Source organism: Chryseobacterium sp. PCH239 (genome assembly GCF_018924625.1).
Classification (GTDB): domain Bacteria; phylum Bacteroidota; class Bacteroidia; order Flavobacteriales; family Weeksellaceae; genus Chryseobacterium; species Chryseobacterium cucumeris.
On sequence record NZ_CP073027.1, the window covers coordinates 3430271 to 3456286 of the forward strand.

Consider the following 26016-nt stretch of genomic DNA (forward strand, 5'->3'; position numbering starts at 1 on the left):
TCATTATAGTTGGAAAATTATTGATTTTATTCAGTAAATATTGCTAATTTACGCAAGCGTTATCCGAAAAGCTTTCAGAATAGGAAAAACTAAAACAATAACTATGAAAAATTTAAAGAAAATTGAGAGAAAAGAATTGAAAAGTATTTCAGGAGGAATTGATAAGTGTTACGATCTAAGGGATTCTCCTGATGATCCTTGTCAGGAGCTTAATGATCAAAATAACGGTTGTTACAGAATGAATAGCTGCACAATGTTATGTACACGCGTTTCCTGTTTAACTGGAATGTAATATAGTAAAAACGGCTGACTCTATTTGAGGCAGCCGTTTCTTTTTTATTTTTTAATCAACCCCAGTTCGATCAATCTTTCATGCAGGAATTCTCCGGCAGTAGTATCTTCGTATAGCTTTGGATTGTTTTCATCTACACAATTTTCAAGGGCATTTAAAGACATTGCACTGATAGGATGCATAAAGAAAGGAATTGAATATCTTGAAGTACTCCACATTTCTCTTGGCGGGTTTACCACTCTGTGAATGGTAGATTTCAATTTGTTGTTGGTATGTCTTGAAAGCATATCTCCAACATTGATCATCAATTCATCTGGTTCAGCAATGGCATCAATCCATTCTCCGTTGTGGTTTTGAACCTGAAGGCCTTTACCTTGTGCTCCCATTAGAAGAGTGATAAGATTGATGTCTCCATGAGCTGCTGCTCTTACCGCATCATCTGGCTCTTCAGTGATTGGCGGATAGTGAATAGGTCTTAAAATAGAATTTCCTTCTGCGATTTTGTCATCAAAATAAAATTCATCTAAACCAAGGTGTAATGCTAAGGCTCTTAACACATACTGTCCTGTTTTCTCAAGCATTTGGAATGCTTCTTTACCAACTTCGTTGAATTTTGGAAGTTCATCAACGATTACATTGTCTGGATACTCACTTCTGTATTTTGAATCATCAGACAGATACTGTCCAAAATGCCAAAATTCTTTTAAGTCTCCTTTTTTGAAACCTTTAGCAGTTTCTTTACCGAATCCTACATAACCTCTCTGGCCACCAATTCCGGGAATCTCATACTTTTGTTTCGTTTCCACTGGTTGTTCAAAAAAGTTTTTCACCTCTCCATATAAATCTTCTACTAGGTTGTCATCAAGAAAGTGGCCTTTTAAGGCTACAAAACCAATTTCTTCATAAGCTTTTCCGATTTCATTTACAAATTTCTGTTTGCGTTCCGGGTTGCCCGAAAGGAAATCACGCAGGTCTACACTAGGTATTTTATCCATTTTTAGAAATTTACGAACAGCAAAATTACATTTTTTTTAATTTAAATGATTTTAAAATCATTATTTATAAGTTAAATTTGCTGTATGAAAAAATATTCTTCTAAGAGAAGTATCCAAATACTTGCACATCTTCTTCAGCAGTACGGAATTGCAGATATCGTAATTTCTCCGGGGTCAAGAAATGCTCCTTTGGCCATCCATTTTTCAGAGGTAGATCGTTTCAACTGCTACAGCATTGTAGACGAAAGAAGTGCAGCTTTCGTGGCAATGGGAATGGCAAAAAGTGAAAAGAAGCCTGTAGCGGTTACCTGTACCAGCGGATCAGCAGTAGTTAACTACTATCCCGCGGTTACTGAAGCTTTTTATCAGAATGTGCCCCTTTTGGTACTTACTGCAGACAGGCCGACAGATTTTGTTGATATATTCGATGGTCAAACGATCAGGCAGAAGGATGTTTTTCATCAGCATTCCTATGGCGACTTCCAGCTTTTGGAAGACAGCAAGGAGAATGCAGAAGATATTAATTTCGATATCATTAAAAAAGCTATTGAACTTTGCTTTGAGAAGCAAGGTCCGGTACACATTAATATTCCTCTGGAAGAACCTTTATATGAGCTGGTATCTGAGCTTCCCACTTTCCCAACTGTGGAAAAGACCATCAAACGTAAAGAGTATGAAATACCGTCCAATCTGATTGCAGAATGGCATACTTCGCAAAGAATTATGCTGTTGGTGGGAACAAGAGACTACAGCCCGGAACTGGAAAACCAGCTGACTCAGTTGGTGAAAAATCATTCTGTAGTGGTATTGAGTGAAGCCAATTCAAATTTGCACCATGAGAAGTTCTTCAAACATATAGACCGTTATATTTTCAATTTTACCGAAGAGGATTATAAAACATATGCTCCTGACCTGTTGATTACAGTAGGACAGAATGTGGTTTCCAAAAAAGTAAAGCAATTTCTGAGAAGTGCCCGCCCAAAACAGCACTGGCATCTTGATGAAGTATGGCAGCCTGATACTTATTTCTCACTGACAGAAAAGATAGAGGTGAAGCCGGAAGTTTTCTTTTCAAAACTGCTGAAATTTATCAATCTGGAACCTAGACCTTATTTTAATCTTTGGGACGTTTTAAGAGATAAAAAAGATGCTAAACACGAGCAATTTTTAAATACAATTGATTTCTCTGATTTTTATTTCTTCAATAAAGCATCACAGACAATTCCTGAAAACTATAACATTCACTTCAGTAATTCATCTGGGATCAGATATGCCCAGCTGTTTGATTTCGGAAAGAGAAAGATCTATTGTAACCGAGGAACAAGCGGTATTGATGGATCTACTTCTACAGCAATGGGATTTGCCATCAAAAATGAAAACCCAACTTTATTGATCACAGGAGATCTTAGTTTCTTCTATGATATTAATGGTCTTTGGAACCAATATATTCCACCGTTTGTAAGAATTATGATCTTCAATAATGGTGAAGGTAATATCTTTAAAATCATTCCGGGACCTGGAAATGCCAACCCGAATACATTAGACGAATTTATTGCTACAAAACACCGCAAGAACGCTGAATCCCTGGCGAAGCATTTCGGATTCTCCTATATCAGAGTAGAGGATGAGCTTACGTTGGACAGAGTGCTTGAGAATTTCTTCAAACCTGATGCACAGCCAAAAATCCTGGAAGTAAATACTCACGGGAAGAATAGTGCAGATGTACTGAAGTCGTATTTTGAGTTTATGAAATAGATTTAAAGATCAAGATATTCTTCACTCCCTGGCAGATTGATAATTCTGTCAATAGGATAGATAAACATATCATCGAAATCATTCAACGCATTAATGATCTGGAAATGGGTGAATTGCTTTATGTTCTGTAAAGTAATCTCCGTTTCTTTGATCTTTTTTTGCTTTAAAAGATGCTGTCTTTGTACTCCGTTCAACAGATAAGTCGAAGGCGTAAACCAATCTTTTCCTTTCAAAAACAAAAGGTTAGAGAAAGATGTATCGGTGATATGATTGTTTTTAACAATGATAATTTCTTCAGCTTTCGCCTTAGCTTTCATTTTATCCAGTTCTTTACGATCCTCGAATTTGAATGAATAGTCGAAGCTGTTATTTTCTACCAGTTTGAAATCATGTATTTCCGGGATTGCGTATGGAATCATCTGTGTCCTGATTCTTTTATCGAGATCATAGGCAATTCTCAGTTTGAAAAGACCATCCTCATCATGTTGCAGGTTTTTATAGATTTTGGCCAGATCAATAGAGTCTTCCTTCCCGAAATGGGAAAATGTCTGATTGACACGTTTCTGATGTAGATCCAATAGAAAAACCTCCTGATCTTCTACTTTAATGCTTTCAATGAATTGGGACATAGATTTTATTTTTCATTTCCTGATACTCGTCTTCTAATTTACTCATGTGCGTTATACCGCCTCCGCTTTTGAAATAAAGTTGGTCTTCTTCTTTTTCTATAAAGCGTATCATTACACAACTGTCTACATTTTGGCCGTCAAACCAGCCGCAAACTCCCGTATAATATCCTCTGTCATATCCTTCCGCATCCAGAATTATTTCCAGTGTTTTAGGTTTGGGAGCTCCTAAAATAGAGCCGGCAGGAAGAAGTTTCTGCATAATACTTCCTACTTTTCCTTCATATTCAGGTTTTATCATTCCTGAAATTTCAGAACTCATTGCATATAGATCCTTTTGCTGGGTTTTGATAAAGTCAATATGCTGGAACTGGTCCACCTTTACTTCATCAGCGACCATACTCAGATCATTGCGGAGAAGATCTACTACGGTGTAATGTTCTGCCTTCTCCTTTCTGTCATTCTTCAGAATTTCTGCTGCATTTTCAATAGCTGCGTCAATTGTTCCTTTCATAGGATAGGTGAAAATTTTTCCATCAATGATCTTCACAAAAGTTTCAGGAGAAAAAAATACAAAAAAATCTTTATAAAAAACTTTGTACTTTGCATTTGAGTGGTAAAAAATTTCTTCTAAGGTTAAATTGGTCTCAATTCGTGTTTTTCTAGTATAATTTACTAGGTAAGAGTTTCCCAAACGAATATTTTCCTGAACTTTATTAAAGCCGGCCTGAAAGCTATCCAATGTTTCAGGAAAAGACTTCCATATTACTTTTTTGTCCAGTTTATGTGTCTCCTTTGTGTTTGAAAAGTCTTGAAAATCAATAATTAAACCTTCTTTTTCAATTTCATGCTCCTGATAGATTTCAACATTCTCCGAGAGAAAGTCTATGACGAAAAAATAGGGAACCTTCTGAAGAGAAAGTTCGTCCATTTCCATAAATTTTTGATGATTCACTGAAAACATTCTGCAAAAGTACTTATTGATGTTTACTTTTGCATAAATTTTTTTATGATGCAGAATAAATATCCTCAGAAACCGGGAATAGATTTTATATTGAAGCAGGCTTTTTTTTATTGGAATAAAACACTCGTTTTTCAGTTGATGTTTTCCATTGTCTTTTTTGGAATCTTGCTTACAGGAGTGATGCTTTTCGGAGAGAAGTATGATATTTTTTCTTATAATAAAGAATTGCAGGAAGCCTTTATGCAGGGCACTCATGTTTATCTGAAGAAAATGGAGCAAATAACAGCTACTGAAAATTATCAGATGTTTACATTGGCAATCTGGGCAACCACGGCATTTCTGTATCCTTTAAATCTTGGAATGTTCCAGATCTTCCGTAAGATGGATCTTAAAGAGAATATTGTAATAGGAGATCTTTTTGCAGGGTACAACGGGCTTAATTTTTTTAAGTATGTAGGCTATTTTCTTTTCTGGTTCTTTATTTACAAATTTACCATTCCTACTGTTGTATTGGCTATAATTTGGGTTGCTGTAACCATTTTTGTTGCTCCATTGATGTTCTTTACCAATAAAAGAATTTTTGAAGCCATTTCCTTAAATTTTAAAGCGCTTAAAATGTATTTCGTTGAAATCATGGTGTGTGTGATCGTTGCTTTTCTATTTAAGTACTTAGGTTTTGCTTTGTTTCTGATAGGTGGACTTTTCACTTTTCCTTTTTGGAATGCGATGATTTATTCACTTTATAAAACAGTCTTTTCGGAGAAAAGTTAAAATTCATTCGTGTTTAATGGGATTTTTTACTAAAAAAAAGTAAATTTGGTAAAATCATTAAATATTTAAACTATGTCTGAATTTAACGAATTTGATCAGCAAGGCTCTGTACCCAACAGAGAAACGGGATCAATTATTTCTCATGCTTTTGAAATGTACAAAGGCGTTTTCGGTTACGGAATTGTAGCTATGATCATCTATCTGATCGGAGGTTCTGTTATTCAAATGCTTACAGGATTTGATTCTGCTTCTATGGTAGAAGAGATGAAATCTTCAGGAGGCGATTTTAATTATTGGAGTGCACCGGGACTTCCTTTATATATGGGAGCTTCCAGTCTTTTTGGCCTTTTATTATCTCCTTTGTATGTAGGATTGATCTACATGGTGAATAAATACAATACCAAAAACCCTATTGAGTTTTCCGATCTTTTTATCGGATACCGCCAGAATTTTGTGAACATTTTGATTTATAGTCTTCTTGCCTGGATTATTTCCTCGATAGCTCTGGCATTGTGTGTTTTGCCTATCATTTTTGTATATCCTTTCCTTTTAATAGGATATCCGATTCTGTTATTTGAAAATGCTTCAGCTACAGAAGCTTTATCAAAGTCGTTCAACATTGCTAAAGAGAACTATGGAACTTTCTTATTGACAGGGTTTTTAGGGTTTTTGATTTCTATTGCAGGGGTTATTCTTTGCGGAATAGGGGTTATCCTGACAGCTCCGTTTATTATGATTGTAATGTACTCAACCTATTGTGCTTTCTTAGGAAAACCAAGACAAATTATGTTCAGCAAATAAAAATATAAAAATACATGATGAATAAGGACAAACAAATAAGCAGTGTTGCGATAAAGCAGATGTCATTGCTGGCCATCATTCTGGTATTGGCTGGATTGATCTGTTTTAATCTGGCATTGTTTATTCCGTCGGTGTTGGGAGCAATTACCATTTATGTAGTCTGCAGAAAATACAATTTTTATCTGCAGGAAGAAAAAAAATGGAAACCGTCACTGGCAGCCTTTGCATTGATGTTTGCGAGTCTTATTGTTCTTATTCTTCCGATTTATTTTATTGCCGATCTCATTATTGATAAACTGGGAAATGCACAGGCTTATATGGCCAAATTCAATGTTTTCCTGGACAAAATACATTCTTATATCTTCTCAAAAACAGGGTTTGATATTCTGAGCAAAGAAAATATGGCCAAGCTGAAAGATAATGTAGGAAAATTTTCTACTTCTGCAGTCAGTGGGACATTCAATACCCTTACCGTAGTAATGTCTATGTATTTTATTCTCTATTTTATGCTGGAAAGACCGAGACTCTTTGAAAAGATCCTTACTTCTTCCGCCCCGCTGAAGCGAGCAAACATCTCCCTGATCGGCGATAAAATGAGAAAATTAATTATGGCCAATGCAATAGGAATTCCTGTTGTTGCAGTAGGACAAGGAATTGTTGCTCTTATTGGTTATCTGATTTTCGGTGCGCCGGGAGCTATTCTGCTTTTTGCTTTAACAGCTGCTGCATCAGTAATACCGGTTGTTGGAACAGCTATTGTATATGTGCCGGTGTGTATTTTTATGATTGCTGAAGGAAATACAGGACAAGGTATAGGTTTAGCCATCTACTGTCTTGTAGTAGTAGGTCTTACCGATAATCTTCTTCGTTTTACCCTTTTAAAGAAACTGGAAAATATTCACCCATTGAATACTGTATTCGGAATCATCATGGGAATGAATCTTTTTGGCTTCATGGGACTGATTTTCGGGCCTATTCTGATCTCACTAACCCTTCTGCTGGTTCAGGTATACAGAAATGAATTTTCGGATGAAGAAACCCCTCCTGATCTTGAATTACCCGGTCAGGATGATATTAAAGAAAAATTAATTTAATTAGATAAAAACGTGGAAGGACTTAATCCCGAAATATTAAAAGAAATCTGTGTAATGAAAATGCCTTTCGGTAAATATGAAGGAACGGTTCTGGTGGATCTTCCCATCAGCTATCTGGAATGGTTTAATAAAAACGGAATGCCAAAAGGAAAACTGGGAATGCAGCTGTCAACAGTTTATGAGATCAAATTAAATGGTTTGATGGATCTTTTGACTCCTATCCGGGCAGTAGTGAGAAACGGATTGTAAAAACTAAAATATATCAATCTCAGCGGTATCGAAGATAGAACGACATATATGTCTAATTGAATTTGGAATAATTTTTTAGAATTAATTATAAAATGAAAATGATTGGCTTTACCGGAGATAGGTAAAGCCAATCATTTTTTTAATTAAGGATATTGAGTGTAATTATTGTTTAGTAAAAATCAAATCTTTTGTTTCAGGCAGATAGATATTAATATCTGTTCCGCTGGGACATTTACTGTTGTCAAGAATTATATCATTTGGTTTATATTCCCATGAAATCTGTGTAGAGTTGATTTTTTTTAAAATTATTTTGCCCCATCCAACGTTGCAATTTGTACCACTATAAAAGAATATAGCAGAATTATTATAAGGTTTCGTTCCTATACTATAAAGGTTTATTGAAGGGATATTATTATTCTTGGTGTCTTGCAAAACTACACCAGAAGAGTTTTTAACAATATACTTTATATCTAAAATATCTGAGTAATAGATTTTTTGTGAACTTTTTTGTAACTTATTTTCTATTTTGGAGATATACAGTGTGATACTTTTCCCTTGAAAATTTCCTTGAAATATTCCAGTGTATGAATTTAGTTCGTTATTTAAATCTTTTAAATAAGAATTAGCAGGAATGTCCTTCAAAGAAGTATTTAATGGAAGTGTTGTTTGTGCTTTACAAGATAAAAAGCTTATAAAAAGACTAAAAAGTATTGTTGTTTTGATATTTGTTTTCATATTCATTGATTTATTAACAAGTAGTTGAGGTTGGCTGATTATTGCCATTCAGATTAATATTTTTTACACTACCATCATTTTCTATTCTTTGTAAGTTAACTTTTCCTTCTAATCCCATATTTTTTATAGTTTCAAAAAAAAGTTTTTCCACTCCTAAATTATTAATTGTTCCATCACTATTAATATATGTATTACCATTTTTTGCAAAATCAGTTAAATCACTTTCAGTCTTTACATAATCAAGAATATAGCCATTTATATTGTCTTGTGAATAATTGGTTAAAGCATCCTGATACGATCCGTTAAACCAAATAACATAGTGCATGCCATTTGGAGCCACCATTCCAACGAATGCATTTTTAACATTTTCAGAGTTAGAAGTTGGTTGTGCTCTCGCAAAACCTAATAACTGGTCAACATCTGGTGGTGATAACATAGGTATTCCTGTTGGAGTATGGTTATGATAACCTCCTGCATAGCCTGTTTTATCTCCAAAATTTACACTGTGTGCCCCTCCGCTTATGATCTCGGAGGGCGTTCCGTCTACTTTCAATTTTACTCCTTTTTCACCACCTAAAGTAGATTGTGCTTTAAGCTCATCAATTTTTGCTTTGACAGTGGTATTGGTTATTATACCAGTAGTCTTTTCACAAGGATTCTTCGGGTCCTGAGGGTTTTGTGTTTGGCTTCCGCCAGCTCCTCCGTAGGTCTCAGATCCGCCACTCATTCCGCCGCCATTGCTTCCGTAATCTACATAAGGTTGGTAATAATGATTAACAGGTCCGGTAATGTCTCCATAAACAGTAATTATGACAGGTAGTATATCTTCTGTTTGCTCAGGCTGTCCACCTCTTGATGCTATTGTAGGTGAATTATAAACGTTTTGAAAATTTGTAATTATACTCTGTACTTCAGGTGAATTATTTTTCAAAACTATAAAATTAACCCAATCTCTTTTGGGATTGACCAATCCTACCAATACTGCATTAACTGAGCCGTCTTTTATGATAGGGTAGGCAATTCCTTTTGTTGTTTCTCCGTAAGTAATACTTCTAAGATTAAAATAGATTTCTCCTACATTATCATTAAACCTTTTAGAGTAAGACGGATTATTCTTCATAAATGTTTGAATAATTTCTTTAAAAGGTTCATGATAGCTGATGTATTCAGAGCTACCTTTTTGTGATTTTTTTTGCGAAGCCAGATTGTTCTCAAACCTACTAAATGCTTCGATTTTTTCTCTTTCAGTTCTTTTTTCTTCTTGAGTAACTTCATCAGTTCTACACGAATTGAAAAAAAACAAAGATACTGTTACTAATAGCAGTAATCGCAAGATAAATTTTTTGTTCATCGATTTGTTATAATTTTTAAGTCGGCAAATATATAATATTTTTCATTTGGCAGCATATCGTTTTTCCCTGTATTTTGAAATATTTTCCCGCCAATTTATATATGTGGAACGACAAAATGTGTCATATTATTAGTTTTCAATCTCGTATTAAATAAAATTAAGCTGATTGATGGATCTTTTGATTCCCATCAGGGCAGCAGTAAGGAATGGATTGTAAAAATTAGAATATACCCATTTTAGTATATAATTTCGGCGGCATCGAAGATGCCGCCGAAACTATTTTATCATTAATCTTTTTAAGCTTTCAAAGCTGCAATTTCATCTCTCAGCTTGGCAGCTTTTATAAAGTCAAGATTTTTTGCTGCAGATTCCATTTCTTTCTGTTTCTGAGCAATCATTTTCTCAATATCTTCACTGGCATAAGTCGCTTTTGTTTCCGCAACTTTCTGAAGGATTTCTTTTTGCGTATATTTTTCATCCGGGAAGTCTTTGCTTCTTCCTACGAGATTTTCGGATATCTTTTTATTTAGGGCTTTGGGCTTCAGACCGTGATCTTCATTGTACTGCATTTGCTTGGCACGGCGGTATTCGGTTTCATCCAGGGTAGCCTGCATGGATTTTGTGATTTTGTCTGCATACATGATTGCCTTTCCGTTCACGTTTCTTGCGGCACGGCCCACAGTTTGGATCATTGATCTTCTGCTTCTCAGCATTCCTTCTTTATCAGCATCCAGAATGGCAACCAGAGAAACTTCAGGTAAATCCAGACCTTCTCTCAATAAATTAACCCCAATCAGTACATCAAAAAGACCTAAACGAAGATCCTGCATGATCTGAATACGTTCCAGGGTCTCTACATCTGAGTGAATATATCTCGTTCTGATTCCGAACTTGGTAAAGTATTTCGTAAGTTCCTCTGCCATTTTCTTGGTTAAAGTAGTTACCAGTACTCTTTCATCCGCATCAGCTCTTTTCTGGATTTCTTCCATCAGATCATCAATCTGGTTCAGTGAAGGTCTTACTTCAATAATCGGATCAAGAAGCCCGGTAGGACGGATGATTTGTTCAATATAAGCACCTCCCGTTTTTTCAAGTTCATAATCTGCAGGCGTTGCAGAAACATAAATAACCTGATTCTGAATAGCTTCAAATTCTTCAAACTTTAAAGGTCTATTGTCCATCGCTGCAGGAAGTCTGAAACCGTACTCCACTAACGCCTCTTTTCTGCTTCGGTCTCCCCCATACATGGCATGAACTTGCGGAACAGTTACGTGGCTTTCATCAATGACCATTAAAAAGTCTTTAGGGAAATAGTCAATCAGACAGAAAGGTCTTGTTCCCGGAAGACGGCCATCCAGATACCTGGAGTAGTTCTCAATCCCTGAGCAATAGCCCAGTTCTTTAATCATTTCAAGATCCAGTTCAGTTCTTTCCTGAAGTCGTTTTGCTTCTAATGGCTTCCCAACGGAGCTAAAGAAATCCACCTGTTTTACCATGTCGTCCTGAATATCTTTAATGGCGCCATTTAAGGTTTCCTTCGATGTTACAAAAAGATTGGCAGGATAAATCTGTATCTGATCAAAATTATCCTCTACATTTCCAGTAACAGGGTCGAAACTTTGAATCTTTTCAATTTCATCTCCAAAAAACTGAATTCTGATCGCATTATCAGTGTAGGCAGGGAAGACATCGATTACGTCCCCTTTTACACGAAATGTTCCTCTCTGGAATTCATTCAGTGTTCTGGCATACAGTGCATTAACTAGAGAATGGAGAAGTGCTGTTCTTGTCACTTTCTCACCAATAGCGATAGAAATCAAAGATTTATGAAATTCGGTAGGATTCCCGATACCATAAATACATGAAACAGAAGCCACAATCAAAACGTCTCTCCTTCCCGAAAGAAGGCTGGCAGTTGCAGAAAGACGTAGTTTTTCTACCTCTTCATTGATACTCAGGTCTTTTTCAATATAAGTTCCTGTTGTGGCAATATAAGCCTCAGGCTGGTAATAATCATAGTAGCTTACAAAGTATTCCACTGCGTTTTCGGGAAAAAACTCTTTAAACTCCATGAAGAGCTGTGCAGCAAGCGTTTTATTGTGTGCCAGTACCAGAGTTGGACGTTGTACTTTTTGTATCACATTCGCAACAGTAAAGGTTTTTCCGGAACCTGTTACCCCTAAAAGTGTTTGATATTTCTCACCGATCTCTATTCCTTCAGTAAGTTTTTCAATAGCTTGAGGTTGGTCTCCGGTAGGTTTATATTCTGATTGAAGCTTAAAATCCATAGAAAAGAATGTATACAACAAAAATACGAAAGAAATTATTAGGCTGTATAATGTTTTGAAGGTGAATATTTTGATAATATAATTTTAACTTATCATCCTTGATTTTTGATTTTTTGAAGTTGTCTGATTACGAAAAATTGAAAAAATAAAAAAGCGCTGAAAAAAGCGCTTTATTGTTATGGTCGTGTAAAAGTCATTGTTGCCGGAACTTTCAATACTGAAGCAATGGTTTTTCCATCTTTCATTGCAGGTATCCATACTGTTTCATTACTGATTTCAGTGACTGTTTTTAAAAGTTCCCGGTTCAGAATTTCATTTTCTCCCGAAGTAGTTACCAGAGTTGTCTTTCCTGCTTCATTGATATGAATATACGCGGTAGAGGTTATAGGGCTGCTATAGTCTCCTAACTTACTCACATCTACGCTTCTGCTTATTTTGATTTTTAAGTCTTTAGGCCCTCCGGGATATTGTGCTGGAAATTCGTTCGTATTCTGTTGGGTATTGACCGATGAATTTGTGTTTTTACTTTCGTGTGTTTTATCTACTTTCGGAATTATTGTATCCGGAACTTTTTTCAATTTCTCTTTTTGGGAATCTATTATACCAGATGACTTTCCTTCTTCCTTGGTTTTTTCAAAATAGTCCTGACTTTTTAAATCTGTTTGTTTTGATTCCTTGTGTACAATCTGATCCGGGATCTCTGCTATTCTTTCAGAAAGATAAACATGAGTGGAATTTCCTGCATATGTTCTTTCAGAAAATAAGACAGCTGCAGTAATTAAAACGGTGATTCCTGCTGTTTTCTTTAGCAGACTAAATTTTGATTTTTTTGTTTTCATCATAATAAATCTTTTTTTGGTGTTATTAAAATTAAATGAATGAGTCAAAGGAGGATTTTGATGGTTCAGAATTTCTTCAAGAATAAGATTCTGGTAATCTTTGATGTTGCAATTGCTTTTCACGACAGCTTCGTCTGCCAGGAATTCATGATTTGTGATCATCGCTTTCTTATAAAGGAAAAGAACAGGATTGAACCATGTAAAGACTTTTAAAGTGTTCAAAATTAATAGGTCAAGGCTGTGATTTTGTTCAATATGAGTTCTTTCGTGAATGAAAATTCTTTGATCTATTGTATCGTTTTTCATATAGTTTTCGCCCATATACATTGTATTCCAAAAACTGAAAGGGGAAAGATTTTCTTTTGTCAATAATATAGTATGGCTTTGGTAAATATGTCTCTTTCCGGATATTTTTTTGAGCTTCACAAGGGAAATAAAGCTTTTTATCAACAGAAATAGGGTGATGAAAATATAAATTTCCCATACCAAATTCATCCAGTTAAAACTTTCCTGCTTTTGAGGGATAAAAACCAGTTGTTGTGCCGTTTCTTCTATGATCATTTGCGGCATTTTCTCAGTGCTGTGATTGGGAAGAGTAATGGTAACAAAAGGAATTATATAAGAAAGTACTAACGAACTTAATAAATAAAGCCTGTTGAATCTGAGCATTTTTTCTTTTTCCAGAAACAGATAATAAACAGCAATGAAAATAGAAGAACACAGAATTATTTTCAGAATAATAGCAGTCATATTTATTCTTTAATTTGTTCATCAATAATATCACGAAGTTCTTTCAGTTCCTTTTGGCTAAGTTTGGCATTGGAAGTAAAAAATGATGCAAACTGCGTTACAGAGCTGTTAAAAAAGCGGTCAATCATGGAAGTCATTTCTTCCTTAAAATATTCCCCTTTTTCTACTTTTGGAAAGTATTCGCGGGAATTTCCATAAAGTTTATAGCCTATCAGTTCTTTGTTTTGCATTCTTTTAAGTAAGGTTGCAATAGTTGTTGGTGCTGGCTTTGGATCCGGATAGGCTTCCAGTATGTCCTTCATGAAAACAGCTTTCTTTTCCCAAAGAATTTCCATAAGGCTTTTTTCAGAATCAGTTAGTTTAATATCTTTCATTCTACAAGTTTGTAATTTGTTCTACAAATGTAGAATAAAAATTGATATGTGCAAATTTTATTGGCATTATTTTTCCATTCGTTGTATAACATCTAATTATAATGATATGAAAATCAATCAATTTTATATTCCTGTAGTAAGCCTTTTTCTTTTTTTATCTTCATGCAAAGAGAATCATGCCAATGCTCAGCAGACTGGAAATGACGGAAGTGTGGAAACGGAAAATCCTAATTCTGATTATAAGCCTGCATTTAAAGGGCAGACAAGAATCAAGGCTGTAAAAACAACAACGCCCTATGCCATAGAAATATTGAATAAAGACCTTGGAAGACCATGGGGAATTATCAATCTACCTGACGGAAAATTTCTCATCACAGATAAGAAAGGGTATATGAATGTGGTTTCAACAGATGGAAAACAGGTGTCAAAGATTGAAGGTTTTCCAAAAGTAGATTCAAAAGGACAGGGCGGAATGCTGGATGTAGCACTTGATCCTGATTTTAAAACCAACAATATTATTTATTTCAGTTTTTCGGAACCTTTTGGAAAAGGAAACTTAACATCTGTAGCAAAAGGAAAGCTGTCTGCAGATCTTAAAAATATTTCAGAAGTAAAAGTTATTTTCCGTGCTGAACCTTCTTATGACGGAGATAAGCACTACGGAAGCCGTCTGGCTTTTGATAAAGATGGGCATTTATTTGTCAGTACAGGAGAAAGATCAGATAAAGTAACCCGTGTATATGCGCAGAAAACAGATAATTATCTAGGCAAGATTTTAAAGATTACAAAAGATGGTAAACCTGCGCCGGGAAATCCTTTTATTGGGAAACCCGGTTATAAACCTGAAATATATGCTTACGGAATCCGAAATCCGCAAGGAATGGCTATCGATCCCAATGGCAGGCTCTGGGATGTTGAAATGGGGCCAAGAGGGGGTGATGAAATCAATCTGATTCAACCGGGAAAAAATTACGGCTGGGGAGATGTAACCTATGGTATCGAATATTCAGGGGATAAAGTAGGACAGGGTATCACTCAAAAAGAAGGAACCGAACAACCTGTCTATTATTGGGATCCTGTGATTTCACCAAGCGGAATTACTTTCTATACAGGAAATATTGATGAATGGAAAGGTAATCTCATTATCGGATGCCTGAGTGGAGAGCACATTAACAGAATTGTTATGAAAGATAATAAAGTAGTGGGTGAAGAACGTCTTCTTACAGATCAGAAAGAACGTTTCCGTGATGTATTAAACGGGATGGATGGGAATCTTTATGCAGTAACAGACAGCGGTAAGCTTTATAAAATTTCAAAAAAATAAGAAAAAAACTGTATCAAAATTTTATTCTGAACACAGACTGAAGGTCTGCGAACGTAGTTCAATAATGTAGTGAAGAATCTTATGTTATTGGTTTATAAATGAGACTCTTCCTTCGTCAGAATGACAAAGGTGAAATTATTAACCTTTGATACAGTTTCTTTTTATTCTCTTAAAACTTAAAATTAAGTCTGGCAAAAACCTGTCTTCCGGCAAATCCCATCTGTACAGGATCAAAAATACCTCCGGCTTCTGTATTTCCGTCGGATACATGTGTAGTCTGTAAAGTAGGATATCTGTTGAACAGGTTTTTACTTCCTAAAGTCAGATTCAGATTCTTGCAGAATTCATAACCGAAAGAAAGATCGGTGGTCACTTTTGGATTATAGACCTGTTCTGAGTCGTCATAACCAATCAGGGTTACTTTATCAAATCGTACCATCTGCAGATTTACATTGAATTTGTTGAGTCTGTAATTAAGGTTTAAATTTACTTTTGTCTTCGGAGCAGAAGCAAGAATAAATGCTTTTTCTCTTGCACTCAGGTAAGTATCTTCTTTCCCTGCCAGCTGTTCTGAGGTATTGACTTTTGTGATTTCCATATCATTATAGTTTCCTGCTAATGTAGCAGTCAGTTTTCCGGAACCGATATTTTCAGTATAGCTTAAGATTACATCAACTCCTTTTGTTTTGGTATCGATGGCATTGGAAAAAAACTGTACCTGGTCGATAAATGGATTCTCTTCTTGAACTTTTTCTGGTAAGTCTGCTTGTGCAAAATATCCGGTAAGAACAATTCTGTCTTTAACACGGATGTAATAACCATCTACGGTGGCTGTGAATTTTCCAGTATTGAAGGTAAACCCGGCGCTACCGTTCACTGAGGTTTCCTGCTTCAGTTGAGGAATTCCCAGGCTGCTTGCGATGTTACTGTCATTAGAAGCGAGCTGAATAGTGACCAGTTTACCGCCCTGGAAGTTGGTAAATTGCTGGCTGTAGTATTTCTGAGCCAGAGAAGGCGCTCTGAACCCAGTAGAAACGGATCCCCGGAAAGCAAACTGTGGCGTGATCGCATATCTTGTAGCAAATTTACCATTCAGAGTGCTTCCGAAATCATTATAATTTTCAAACCTTCCGGCAATGCTTATCATCCAGTTTTTAGTAACATCCAATTCTGTATCTACATAAGCAGCAAAGTTGTTTCTGCTATTTCCTGTATCTGTAGAATAGCCGGGAAAACCTTGTGAACCACCTGGCCTTACATTGCCACTTGATGGATTCGTAACCAATAAGTTTTGAGGTGTGTTTGGAGTCACCAGATTTCCATTGATATCATACATGGCGTAAGAAGCCTCTTCTCCTTTGATGATATCAAATTTTTCATATCTGAATTCAGATCCGAAAGCAACGTTAAGCCCTTCCAGTACTTTGAACTGTTTCACAGCATTAAACCCAGTTGTATTCTGCAGCAGAGAATGTCCTCCTGCATTAAAGCTTGTAGGAGATTTGACTCCTAAAGTGGCATTAATTGTATTGTCTATCTGGTAAGTAAATCTGTTGTTACCAAAAGCATTATAAAAATCTACATCCCAGTCTGCAACTTTGAACTTTAATCCGTTGTCAAACGTAAAATCCGTAATGCTGGTATTTTCAACCGGGTTAAATCCTGTAGGGTAAACTTCAGGAATATTACCGTCTGCATCTGGGGTTCTGGTCCATGCATAAGCCTTAGTATTTCTATGTGAAAAACCTTGGCGGGAATAAAACTTCAGACCATCAGATAACGGGACTTCAATATTTCCGAAAAAGTAGATGTTCTGAGCTTTTGCATCTCCGAAACGCTGTCTGGGAGAGGTGTAAACATCTGGATTGGCATTTCGTATGGCGTAATCTTTATTGATGAATTCTACAGTAAAGTTTCCGAAACCACCTTTTGATCCTATTTTAGTTCCCAAATTTCCATTGAAATCAAAGGTGGTTCCGTCTACTTTGTGATCTGATACTACGTCATTATTACCTGGACTTTTGAAAAGATTCATACCTGTGAATAGATTTCCTTCAAAACCATTATTTCTGTCATTCAAAATAACATTAATTACTCCTGCAATAGCATCCGAACCGTATTGGGCTGATGCTCCGTCACGAAGAACTTCCACTCTTTTTATGGCGCCAATCGGGATTGTATTCATGTCATATCCCGTATTTCCTCTTCCTTTGGTTCCGAAAAGGTTAATCAGTGAAGATTGATGGTATCTTTTTCCATTTAACAAAAGTAAAGTCTGGTCAGGACCAAGACCTCTTAACGTAGCTGGATCTACAGCATCAGCACCGTCGGATCCTGATTGTTTATTGGAGTTAAAAGAGGGTGCTGAAAATTGTAAAAGCTGGTTGATTTCCACTTGTCCCGTTGACTGGCTTACCTGTTTGATGTCTATAATATCAATAGGAACGGGCGTGTTTACCACTGTTCTTTTCTTGTTTCGGCTTCCGGTAATGGCAACTTCGTCAATTTTTGATTCTTTCAAAGTATCTTTTACCTGCTGGGCATAGGAGAAGGCAGAAACTCCAAGGAAAATAATGCTGATATATTTTATTTTCATATTAATAATTTTAGTGATGATTCAATCAAAATTATCAATATTTATTTTTAAATCAACATGAAAATAAAATATTTAGTATGGATATCTTAATTTCGTGTTGATTTGTGATAAATTCGGAAAAATAATAATCTATTATTTAGATTTAATTAAAATTTTTAATGTTAAAAGCTGGTAATGATTCTGTTAATTCCTTCTTCTAAAATTTCCTGGGATGTAGAAAAGCAAATTCTGATATGTCCTTCAGCTCCTTTTCCGAACCATCTTTCTGATCCCGGAACAATAGCGACTTTCCCGTGAGTTAAGACATGTTGGGCAAACTCATCACTTGTCATTCCGTTTTTAATCTTTGGAAACAATACAAAAGTTGCCTCCGGGAGATTAGGTGTTACAATTTCTGAATGGCTTAATAATCTGAAAGCAAGATCTCTATTGCTCTGTAAGTGAGCCAAAAATTCTTTGTACCATGGTTTTGCCTTCTCCAGTGCTACACTTCCGGCAATTTGAGACAAAGTAGAAACCCCTTCTATTGTAGAGTTGAAATTGGATTTTTCTGTGAAATCTTCAAGAATATCCTCATCATTGCAGAGTACGGCTCCAATCCTCAATCCTGCTATTCCAAATGATTTTGAAAACCCATACACGGTAAAGCTCTTTCTCTTTGCCTTATCTGAAACGGAAGAATAGGTATGAAAGTCTTTATGATCATAAATAATATCACTCCAGATTTCATCACTCATCACCCAAAGATCATGAGCAGATGCAATTTCTGCTACTTTTATCAATACTTCTTTAGAGTAAACTTTTCCGAGCGGATTGTGAGGATTGCATATGCTGATAAGTTTAGTTCTGGGATTGATTAAAGAAACCATTTTTTCAAAATCAATTTCTCCTGTTGTTGTATCCGCAGGGCAGAGCATTACTTTCCCACCCGCAGTTTCCACCGATTTTTTGAAAAGAAAATCTACAGGATCCAGAATAATGGCTTCATCTCCGGGGTTGAGTACATAGGATGCAATAAGGAACATTCCCTGGGCAGCACTGTTGACAGCCAGAACATTCTCCGGTGAGAAGCTTCCGTGTTTTTCCAGGTTAAAGTGATCTGCCACGCTTTTCTTAAATTCCGGAAGTCCGGAAAACGGGCCATAGCTGAGGTAACCGTCTTTCAGGTATTCAATAATTCCCTGTTCTATTTCAGGTGCTGTTCTGAAGTCGGGATCAGCTGCTGTAAGAGGAATGATTCCATCTTCGAGCGTAGCCCATCTTCCGTTATATGCCTTTCTTTTCAAGGCTTCAAGGTTGATATCGTTATTGGTGAACATTATTATTTATAAGATATGGGTAAAATATTTTCGGTTTGTTGGTTGAGTGGAAGCAAAAACTGATTGAGTAATATCCTTCCGTTGTTAATATGAACTTCGATTTCAGGTTTTCTCTTAGCTTCGTATTTACTGAAGGCGGTCTGTATATTTTCTTCTTCAACTAAATATTTCGTTAATAAAAGTGAGTCTTTCAAAGCAGAGGTAACTCCCTGACTGGTAAATGGAATCAGTGGATGTGCTGCGTCACCTATGAATACTGTGTTTTCTTGATAAAATGGATTAAGTTTTTCAAGTTCATAGACATTCCATAAATGTACATTTTATAGTCCGATTTTTGGATGATTTCCGGGATTAGAGGATGCCAGTTTTCAAAAATTTCAATCATGTATTTTCTTAAGTTCTCCACAGAATATTCATTGATCATGTATTTTTGGTTGTCAAACTGTGAATACCAAAGAACAGTATCATCAGAAAGTTTAAGAATCCCGAAAGTAAGGCCTCCGTCTTCATGGTGGAACTTCATAAAGTCATTTTCAATAGAATTGGCAATTTCTTTGTTTTGAATGATATTCACGACTTCACTTTCTCTTACCACTCTCATCATTTCATCTTTAAAAATATGTTTTCTGATGCGGCTTCTGGAACCGTCAGAGATGACAGCAATGTCAGCATCAATATCAGTTCCATCGGAAAGCTTCAGTTTACCGTTCTGTAGATCATCAAAAATGATAGTTTCTTCGTAGGTTATCTTTTGCGGAGTAATATTTTGTGCTAATAAACTGATCAGTGAATGTCTTGAAATGGCGAAAACATGATCCAGATTCTTTTCAGCCAGTACTTTTCCAGTGTGAGAATATTTTGTGTATTTTTTTAAAAAGTTTCCATGCTTAAGAAGCAGTTCGGAGTCAATAATCTGGTAAAGATAATCCATTCCTTCCTGCGGAATAAGAAAGCCGTGGCCTGCCAGATCTTTCTTTTTTCTCCTTTCGTAAATGTGGTAATCGATCTTGTGCTTTTCTAAGTAATTCGCCATGCTTAAGCCAGAAATACCGGCGCCCACGACAGCAATTTTCTTCATTTTCGGAATAAAGTGTTTTTCAGGTTGTTTTTTTAAGTATTTTTTTTAATCACCCTTAGGTAAATGCAAAATTAAAATTAAAAACCTTCACTATTTCAAAAAAATAAGTCAATTTAATTTTGATTTCATGAAAAATAAAAAGAAAAACATAAAATATACTGTGCAATAAAAAAATATGATTGATTTATATGTGTTTATAAGATATGTTCTATTGCAATATCTTAATGATTTTTAGTGGATTAAGAGATGGCTGGTCTTTGAGAACGTAAAGAATCAGATTGTTGTTTGTTTAAACCAATTTTGAATTTTAAGACATAAAAAAACCGGAAAGAATTCCGGTTTTATGATTAAGCTTTTTCAAGCTGAACGGTAAAGTGTCTTAAAATTTCCGGTTCCCACGTGATCTTGTAGCCTTTTGCTATTTCTTCGCGTCTTTCGTATACATTTTTGATGGCAGCAGCAATATAATCCATGTGGTTGTTGGTGTAAGTCCTTCTAGGAATTGCCAGACGTACCAGTTCTAACTTCGGATAACGGTTCTCTCTTGTGTCAGGATCTCTGTCTGCCAGTAAAGTCCCGATTTCTACAGTTCTGATCCCTGCTTCCTTATAAATTTCCAGTCCTAATGTCTGAGCCGGATATTCTTCACGGGAAACATTCGGAAGGAAGTTCAAAGAATCGATGAATACGGCGTGTCCTCCGATTGGTTTCTGAACTGGGATTCCATATTCAATCAGTTTATTTCCAAGATATTCAACCTGAGAAATTCTGCTTTCAAGGTAAGCAAACTCAGTAGCTTCATCAAGTCCTACGGCCAATGCTGCCATATCTCTTCCCGCCATTCCTCCATAAGTAATAAAACCTTCGTAAATGATGGTGAAATTGGATGCTTTTCTGAAAACTTCTTCGTTATTCAAAGCTATAAATCCTCCGATGTTTACTAAACCATCTTTTTTAGAACTCATAGTCATTCCGTCTCCGTAAGAGAAAATTTCCTTACAGATCTCTTTAATGCTTCTGTTTTCCTGTCCTGCTTCTCTTTTTTGATAAAGTAAGCATTTTCAGCAAATCTCGCTGAATCAAAAAATACAGGAATTCCATATTGGTCGGAAAGGGCTTTTACTGCCTTCATGTTTTCCAAAGAAACAGGCTGTCCTCCTGAAGAATTACAGGTAATGGTAATTAAACAGAAAGGGATGTTTTCTTTAGGATGGCTTTTATAAACTTCTTCCAGTTTTTCAAGGTTGATATTTCCTTTGAATGGGTGAAGATCATTAATGTCAAAAGCTTCGTCTATGGTACAATCAATAGCATGTGCTTTTCTGATTTCGATATGTCCTTTTGTCGTGTCAAAATGCGAGTTCCCAGGAACTACATCACCTTCTTTTACCAATACTGAGAAAAGGACGTTTTCAGCAGCCCTTCCCTGGTGTGTTGGTAATAAATATTTGAATCCTGTAATTTTTTCAACGGTTTTCTGTAACTGCTCAAAAGAACGTGATCCAGCATAGCTTTCATCTCCGGTCATCAAAGCAGACCATTGTCTATCAGACATTGCTCCCGTTCCTGAATCGGTAAGCAGGTCAATATAAACGTGCGAAGATCTTAGGTTGAAAAGGTTATAATTAGCTTCTTTAAGCCATTGTTCTCTTTCTTCTCTGGTGGACTGATAGATTTCTTCCACCATTTTAATGCGGAAAGGTTCCGCGTACGGTAAATTCATGAGTTAAATTATGTTTTAAATTGTTTGTAAAGAAAATGTGCTTGAAAATAATTTTTCAAAATTCATCAATGTATAGATAAGTCGGAAAAAGAGATTATTCCGGAGCCTTAAATATATTTTCATCAGAATGGAATCCGGCTACACCGCCGCTCACTGCAAACTTCATGGCAGAAGCTGCTGTCATTCCCACTACAGGTTTGATGTTTTTTCTTCAGTAACAATTACCCAGCCCGAAATAGCGTACGAGTGGGGAAGGTATACCGCAACGTAATTATGCTTGTCAACGTCCGACATTTCTTTTTGAGTTAAAAAACCGATTCTCCAGATTTCCGGATTCTCGTTGGTTTTTACCCATACAGGATCGTTGAATTTTTCTTGTCGCCTACGAATGAGGACATGACGTCTTTCGTAGGAGTGTAAATGTGTTTTACTCCCGGAGTTTTCTCCAGTAAGCTGTCCATGGTATCGAAAAAGAATCTTCCGACCACGAATTTATTTCCTAAATATCCTAAAATAGCTGTAAACAAAATAATAGATACGAATACAAGCCCGGGAACCTGCTTGGCTAAAGAAGGAACAAGGTTGTCAATCGCGCTTACAATATACCAGATTACAAAAATAGTAAGCCCTATAGGACCAATGATAACCAATCCCTGGAAAAAATTTTTCAGGAACATATTGGCGATATTTTCAAAGCTTGGCTTCTTCAAGGTGTATTCTTTACTATTCTTATTTTAACCGTGGATGGTTTCTTTATTTCCGTAGGATTTAATAATATTGGCTTCATACTCCAACCATTCTTCCCAACGTTTGTTTACTTTTTCAGGGTCTCCGAGCTGTCTTGCAAATCCGATGAAAGTAGTGTAATGATTGGCTTCAGAAATCATCAGTTCTTTGTAGAAAACCTTAAGTTCTTCATCTTTGATATTTTCCGTAAGAACTTTGAATCTTTCACAGCTTCTGGCTTCAATCATAGCGGCAAAAAGCATTTTGTCTACGATGAGGTCTTCTCTGCTTCCCTGTACAATAAATTTTGCCAGTTCATTCACGTAATCATCTTTTCTTGCTCTTCCAAAAGTAAAGCCTCTTTTTTGATGATCTCATGTACCTGATTAAAGTGATCCAGTTCCTCTTGTGCAATGGCAAGAAGTTCAGTCACAATCTCAGGATATTCCGGAAGCATGGTGATCAGGCCTATAGCATTGGTAGCTGCTTTTTGCTCGCACCAGGCATGATCCGTTAAAATTTCTCCAATGTTTCCTTCTGCAATATTTGCCCACCTTGGGTCGGTAGGTAGTTTCAACTTAAACATGTTGTAAAATTTTTGTAAATTTAAACAAATTGAGGTAAGAAATGTGACTTTATTTCAATTTGATCCTTAAAGTCTTAAGATGCGGTCTTTTTTCTTAAGAATTCCAGAATATTCCAGCCTGAGGTATCTACTTTTTTCAATCCTGCAGAAATAATGAAGGCTAAAATGATATTAATTCCATAAATAATGACCATCAAAAGCCACCATGGCATGTTTTCTTTTAACGGAACGACCAGAAAATAAACGAGTGAAGAGCTGATTCCCTGTGCAAAATAGAAGAAAATAGCATTTTTTCCGATGTAGGTGATGAAATTTTCTTTTGTGATTTTCAGTCGGTTGTAAAGAACAAATAATGTTGTAAGAGAGAATAATGCCCAGATGATGTAAGGTACTTTTGGTGGAAATTTATTTTTATTGATTTTATAGAAGATGTCTCCTCCGTAGTACCAGAACATCCATATGAGAGCTGCTCCTACAAGTCCATATAATACAGGAATAGCTTTGGTAGGGATCTTTTTTCCACGCATTTTGTGGCCGGTTAAAAATACAGCAAGGTAAAATGCAACGTATCCAACTTGCCCCGTCGGATAATACTCCGGGAAGATGTTGAATAATAAAGTTAAGGCAATACAAAGTCCAATAAACCAATTGATATGTTTTGGGAAAAACCTTAGGATAAGGACACCGAAAACGGTGAGTATATAATACACTTTAAGATACCAGAAACTTCCCATCACTACAGGAAAAGTATCGGCATTGGTGTACTGATGAAGATACCAGTTTCCCAGATTTTCCCATTGAGGGTATGTTGAGATGCTGGTTGTAGAATATTTAGATCCAAATGTAGAATAAAAGCTCTGAAGCCATTCCATAGAAAAAAAGCTGAGTCCAAAGACTTTAAAGAAGTAATCTAAAAAGAACAGGAAGGTCACAAAAATCATATAGGTAATCTGGAGTTTCAGAAGACGGTATAATGTTTTTTCAATATTGGCTCCTGAAGTAATTCCGCTGAGTGCGTAAAATAGTGCCACATCAAAGACCAGAGAAAAAACTCTTACTTCTGCGGGAATATAAAACTGTCCAGACCAGAATGCGGTATGGATAAATATGATGGAAAGTGTTGCCAGTCCTTTGGCGAAATCAATGTAGAGATCTCTGTTCATTATAGATTGCTTGGAAGTTCTTTAGTGATTCGTTTTAGCTGTCCGTGTTCAAAAAAGTATAGATTGCCTTCCCATTCAGGCTTTTGGCTGTGCTCCAGCCCACGAAGATCGTTTTCGAAATATCTCATGTACTTCATTCTTATATTCGAGTTATAAAAATCATTGTCAATAGCAAAAAGAGGTTCCGTGAAAACGGCTGAGCGTTGAGCGGTTGTCTCGCTGATATTATGATAGCCATTCATGACCAGGAATAGTTTATATCCTTTTTCTTTAGCATACGTTTCGTATGAAGACATTGGCAGACACAATTTTGATGAGCAGCCATTGGTAAATACATATACTAATGCTTTTGGATGGTTTGTTAATTCTTTCTTTAGCTGAGAGTCGTTTATCTTATAAATATGCTCAGTGTCTGTTTTTGAAAAGTCCTCTATAGGGATAATGCTCTGCTGTTCAGTGGATGAGAGCTTGCCGTAATCATTTGTTATTCCCGCAACAGTACAGGAGTTTAATATGAAAAAGGAAATTATAAGTAACCAATACTTCATGGAATTATTTTTTTTCAAAAATACAAACAAATTGATTGGGTAAAATATAAAAGCTTTTAAAAACAAAAAAGGGGCGGAACATACTGCCCGCCTCCTTTCTTAAATATGCTAAAAATGAATGTTCTCGTTTATTGAAGATGTTTAAATTCTTCTGCAGAAATTTCTCCCGACTGAATTTTTCTAAGTTCATCTATATATTGACTCATGTATGCGTCAATTTCAGGATTTACAGTGTTCTTAGCCATCTTGTAAGTTCCATTTAGTACTCCCTGATAGTAATAAAAGAAGTTGTAATCGAAATTGGATGCATTAAGATCGTATTGTCCTAAAAGAAATCCTAAACGAACTGCTGATCTTCTCTGTGCAGGAGTTCCATGATGGTTTACATTGGTTGTCTGATAATCGCCGATACTTTGGGCAAATTCATAAGCTGCTGCAATTTCTGCAAAGCTGGTTTTATTGTATCCGTTAGGTCTTCTCAAATAGTATCCTGCAAAACCATCTGCTTCAAGCTCATTCGGTCTGTACGTTGATTCTGATACGGAAGGAAGATTGAAGATATACTGTAACTGATGTCCATACTCATGGGCAAGGATCATTGCATTTACAATATCACCACCTTTTGATTTTGCATCATAATAGATGGCATAACCATAATAGATTTTTCCTGTAGAATAAGAAATGGCATTGTACGTTGAATTGAAATTGGATGGATCGTTCACAAAACGCAGCGTAGGATTGCTTCTTCCCCACATGCTTGCAATTTTAGTCATTTGCCCATTCATAAAATTGGTGTCTGTGGAGTTTTGAAGCCCGGTCAGTAAAACTGAATTGGTGCTCCAGTTGTTGTCTACATAAGAACAGATTTTTTCAAGATCCCCAGGCTGATCAATTTTTGCACTTAGTGCTTCTTGCTGAGGTTGAACATTGTTGTCCATTTGGTCATCACTACATGCTGTTAAAGAAGTAACAGCAATGGCGCCTGCTAGTAAGCAGAGATTAAAGTTTCTTTTCATATATAAATTCAATTTGGTAAAACGAAGGTATGAAATTATCTCTTAAGTGTGAG

General features: G+C 36.1%; 20 protein-coding genes and 3 pseudogenes. 6 read left to right on the forward strand and 17 right to left on the reverse strand.

Annotated features, from left to right (window positions below):
- Positions 1-336 precede the first annotated feature (336 nt).
- Positions 337-1287, reverse strand: coding sequence for an isopenicillin N synthase family oxygenase (locus tag KBP46_RS15900; RefSeq protein ID WP_062676114.1), 951 nt, complete (start codon positions 1285-1287; stop codon positions 337-339).
- Positions 1288-1371: 84 nt separating this feature from the next.
- On the opposite strand from KBP46_RS15900, the gene menD reads away from it, so the two are divergent.
- Positions 1372-3042: a 2-succinyl-5-enolpyruvyl-6-hydroxy-3-cyclohexene-1-carboxylic-acid synthase gene (gene menD, locus KBP46_RS15905; protein ID WP_123277585.1), complete on the forward strand. Its 1671-nt coding sequence runs from the start codon at positions 1372-1374 to the stop codon at positions 3040-3042.
- 2 nt (positions 3043-3044) lie between these two features.
- Here the strand turns inward: menD and KBP46_RS15910 are convergent, their stop codons facing one another.
- A complete protein-coding gene (locus tag KBP46_RS15910) occupies positions 3045-3671 on the reverse strand; it encodes an aminotransferase class IV (RefSeq protein ID WP_216443664.1) in 627 nt (208 codons plus the stop codon).
- Positions 3655-4632 (reverse strand): aminodeoxychorismate synthase component I, encoded by a 978-nt coding sequence (locus KBP46_RS15915; RefSeq protein WP_120233320.1) that lies wholly within the window; start codon positions 4630-4632, stop codon positions 3655-3657. The genes KBP46_RS15910 and KBP46_RS15915 overlap by 17 nt, the downstream gene beginning before the upstream one ends.
- A gap of 45 nt (positions 4633-4677) precedes the next feature.
- Here KBP46_RS15915 and KBP46_RS15920 point away from each other — a divergent pair, with 45 nt between their 5' ends.
- The 4 genes from KBP46_RS15920 to KBP46_RS15935 all read left to right on the forward strand — a co-directional run bounded on the left by KBP46_RS15920 (position 4678) and on the right by KBP46_RS15935 (position 7547).
- The gene (locus KBP46_RS15920; RefSeq protein WP_216443665.1) at positions 4678-5403 is read left to right on the forward strand and encodes a hypothetical protein; all 726 of its coding nucleotides are present in this window, start codon (positions 4678-4680) and stop codon (positions 5401-5403) included.
- A 72-nt stretch (positions 5404-5475) separates the two neighbouring features.
- On the forward strand, positions 5476-6204 hold the full coding sequence (locus KBP46_RS15925; RefSeq protein ID WP_062676109.1) for a hypothetical protein: 729 nt from the start codon (positions 5476-5478) through the stop codon (positions 6202-6204).
- Positions 6205-6218: 14 nt separating this feature from the next.
- On the forward strand, positions 6219-7298 hold the full coding sequence (locus KBP46_RS15930; RefSeq protein ID WP_062676108.1) for an AI-2E family transporter: 1080 nt from the start codon (positions 6219-6221) through the stop codon (positions 7296-7298).
- 12 nt (positions 7299-7310) lie between these two features.
- Complete coding sequence (locus KBP46_RS15935; RefSeq protein WP_120233318.1) at positions 7311-7547, forward strand: DUF3820 family protein; 237 nt, start codon at positions 7311-7313, stop codon at positions 7545-7547.
- Between the two features lie 162 nt (positions 7548-7709).
- Here the strand turns inward: KBP46_RS15935 and KBP46_RS15940 are convergent, their stop codons facing one another.
- The 5 genes from KBP46_RS15940 to KBP46_RS15960 form a co-directional block, all read right to left on the reverse strand.
- Positions 7710-8282 carry a DUF6705 family protein gene (locus tag KBP46_RS15940; RefSeq protein ID WP_216443666.1) on the reverse strand — a complete coding sequence of 191 codons (573 nt, stop codon included), beginning with the start codon at positions 8280-8282 and terminating at the stop codon, positions 7710-7712.
- Between the two features lie 13 nt (positions 8283-8295).
- Positions 8296-9402, reverse strand: coding sequence for a hypothetical protein (locus KBP46_RS15945; protein WP_216443667.1), 1107 nt, complete (start codon positions 9400-9402; stop codon positions 8296-8298).
- A gap of 527 nt (positions 9403-9929) precedes the next feature.
- A complete protein-coding gene (uvrB, locus tag KBP46_RS15950; protein ID WP_062676107.1) occupies positions 9930-11921 on the reverse strand; it encodes an excinuclease ABC subunit UvrB in 1992 nt (663 codons plus the stop codon).
- A 176-nt stretch (positions 11922-12097) separates the two neighbouring features.
- A complete protein-coding gene (locus KBP46_RS15955) occupies positions 12098-13510 on the reverse strand; it encodes a M56 family metallopeptidase (RefSeq protein ID WP_216443668.1) in 1413 nt (470 codons plus the stop codon).
- Positions 13511-13512: 2 nt separating this feature from the next.
- Complete coding sequence (locus tag KBP46_RS15960; RefSeq protein ID WP_123277592.1) at positions 13513-13884, reverse strand: BlaI/MecI/CopY family transcriptional regulator; 372 nt, start codon at positions 13882-13884, stop codon at positions 13513-13515.
- Between the two features lie 106 nt (positions 13885-13990).
- Here KBP46_RS15960 and KBP46_RS15965 point away from each other — a divergent pair, with 106 nt between their 5' ends.
- A complete protein-coding gene (locus KBP46_RS15965) occupies positions 13991-15208 on the forward strand; it encodes a PQQ-dependent sugar dehydrogenase (protein ID WP_123277593.1) in 1218 nt (405 codons plus the stop codon).
- 169 nt (positions 15209-15377) lie between these two features.
- Here KBP46_RS15965 and KBP46_RS15970 read toward each other — a convergent pair whose 3' ends face one another.
- The 9 genes and pseudogenes from KBP46_RS15970 to KBP46_RS16010 all read right to left on the reverse strand — a co-directional run bounded on the left by KBP46_RS15970 (position 15378) and on the right by KBP46_RS16010 (position 25963).
- Positions 15378-17804, reverse strand: coding sequence for a TonB-dependent siderophore receptor (locus KBP46_RS15970; RefSeq protein WP_120233311.1), 2427 nt, complete (start codon positions 17802-17804; stop codon positions 15378-15380).
- A 161-nt stretch (positions 17805-17965) separates the two neighbouring features.
- On the reverse strand, positions 17966-19123 hold the full coding sequence (locus KBP46_RS15975) for a pyridoxal phosphate-dependent aminotransferase (RefSeq protein WP_216443669.1): 1158 nt from the start codon (positions 19121-19123) through the stop codon (positions 17966-17968).
- A 247-nt stretch (positions 19124-19370) separates the two neighbouring features.
- Complete coding sequence (locus KBP46_RS15980; protein ID WP_253297058.1) at positions 19371-20201, reverse strand: FAD-dependent monooxygenase; 831 nt, start codon at positions 20199-20201, stop codon at positions 19371-19373.
- Positions 20202-20548: 347 nt separating this feature from the next.
- Positions 20549-21924: pseudogene (locus KBP46_RS24135) on the reverse strand (tryptophanase).
- Between the two features lie 94 nt (positions 21925-22018).
- Positions 22019-22601, reverse strand: a pseudogene (locus KBP46_RS15990) (DUF502 domain-containing protein).
- Between the two features lie 57 nt (positions 22602-22658).
- Positions 22659-23236, reverse strand: a pseudogene (locus KBP46_RS15995) (tRNA-(ms[2]io[6]A)-hydroxylase).
- Positions 23237-23310: 74 nt separating this feature from the next.
- A complete protein-coding gene (locus KBP46_RS16000) occupies positions 23311-24399 on the reverse strand; it encodes an acyltransferase family protein (protein ID WP_216443670.1) in 1089 nt (362 codons plus the stop codon).
- Positions 24399-24947, reverse strand: a complete 549-nt coding sequence (locus KBP46_RS16005) for a hypothetical protein (RefSeq protein WP_216443671.1) — start codon at positions 24945-24947, stop codon at positions 24399-24401. Before KBP46_RS16005 ends, KBP46_RS16000 begins: the two co-directional genes overlap by 1 nt.
- A 128-nt stretch (positions 24948-25075) precedes the next feature.
- Positions 25076-25963 (reverse strand): hypothetical protein, encoded by an 888-nt coding sequence (locus tag KBP46_RS16010; RefSeq protein ID WP_062676095.1) that lies wholly within the window; start codon positions 25961-25963, stop codon positions 25076-25078.
- Positions 25964-26016: the final 53 nt, after the last annotated feature.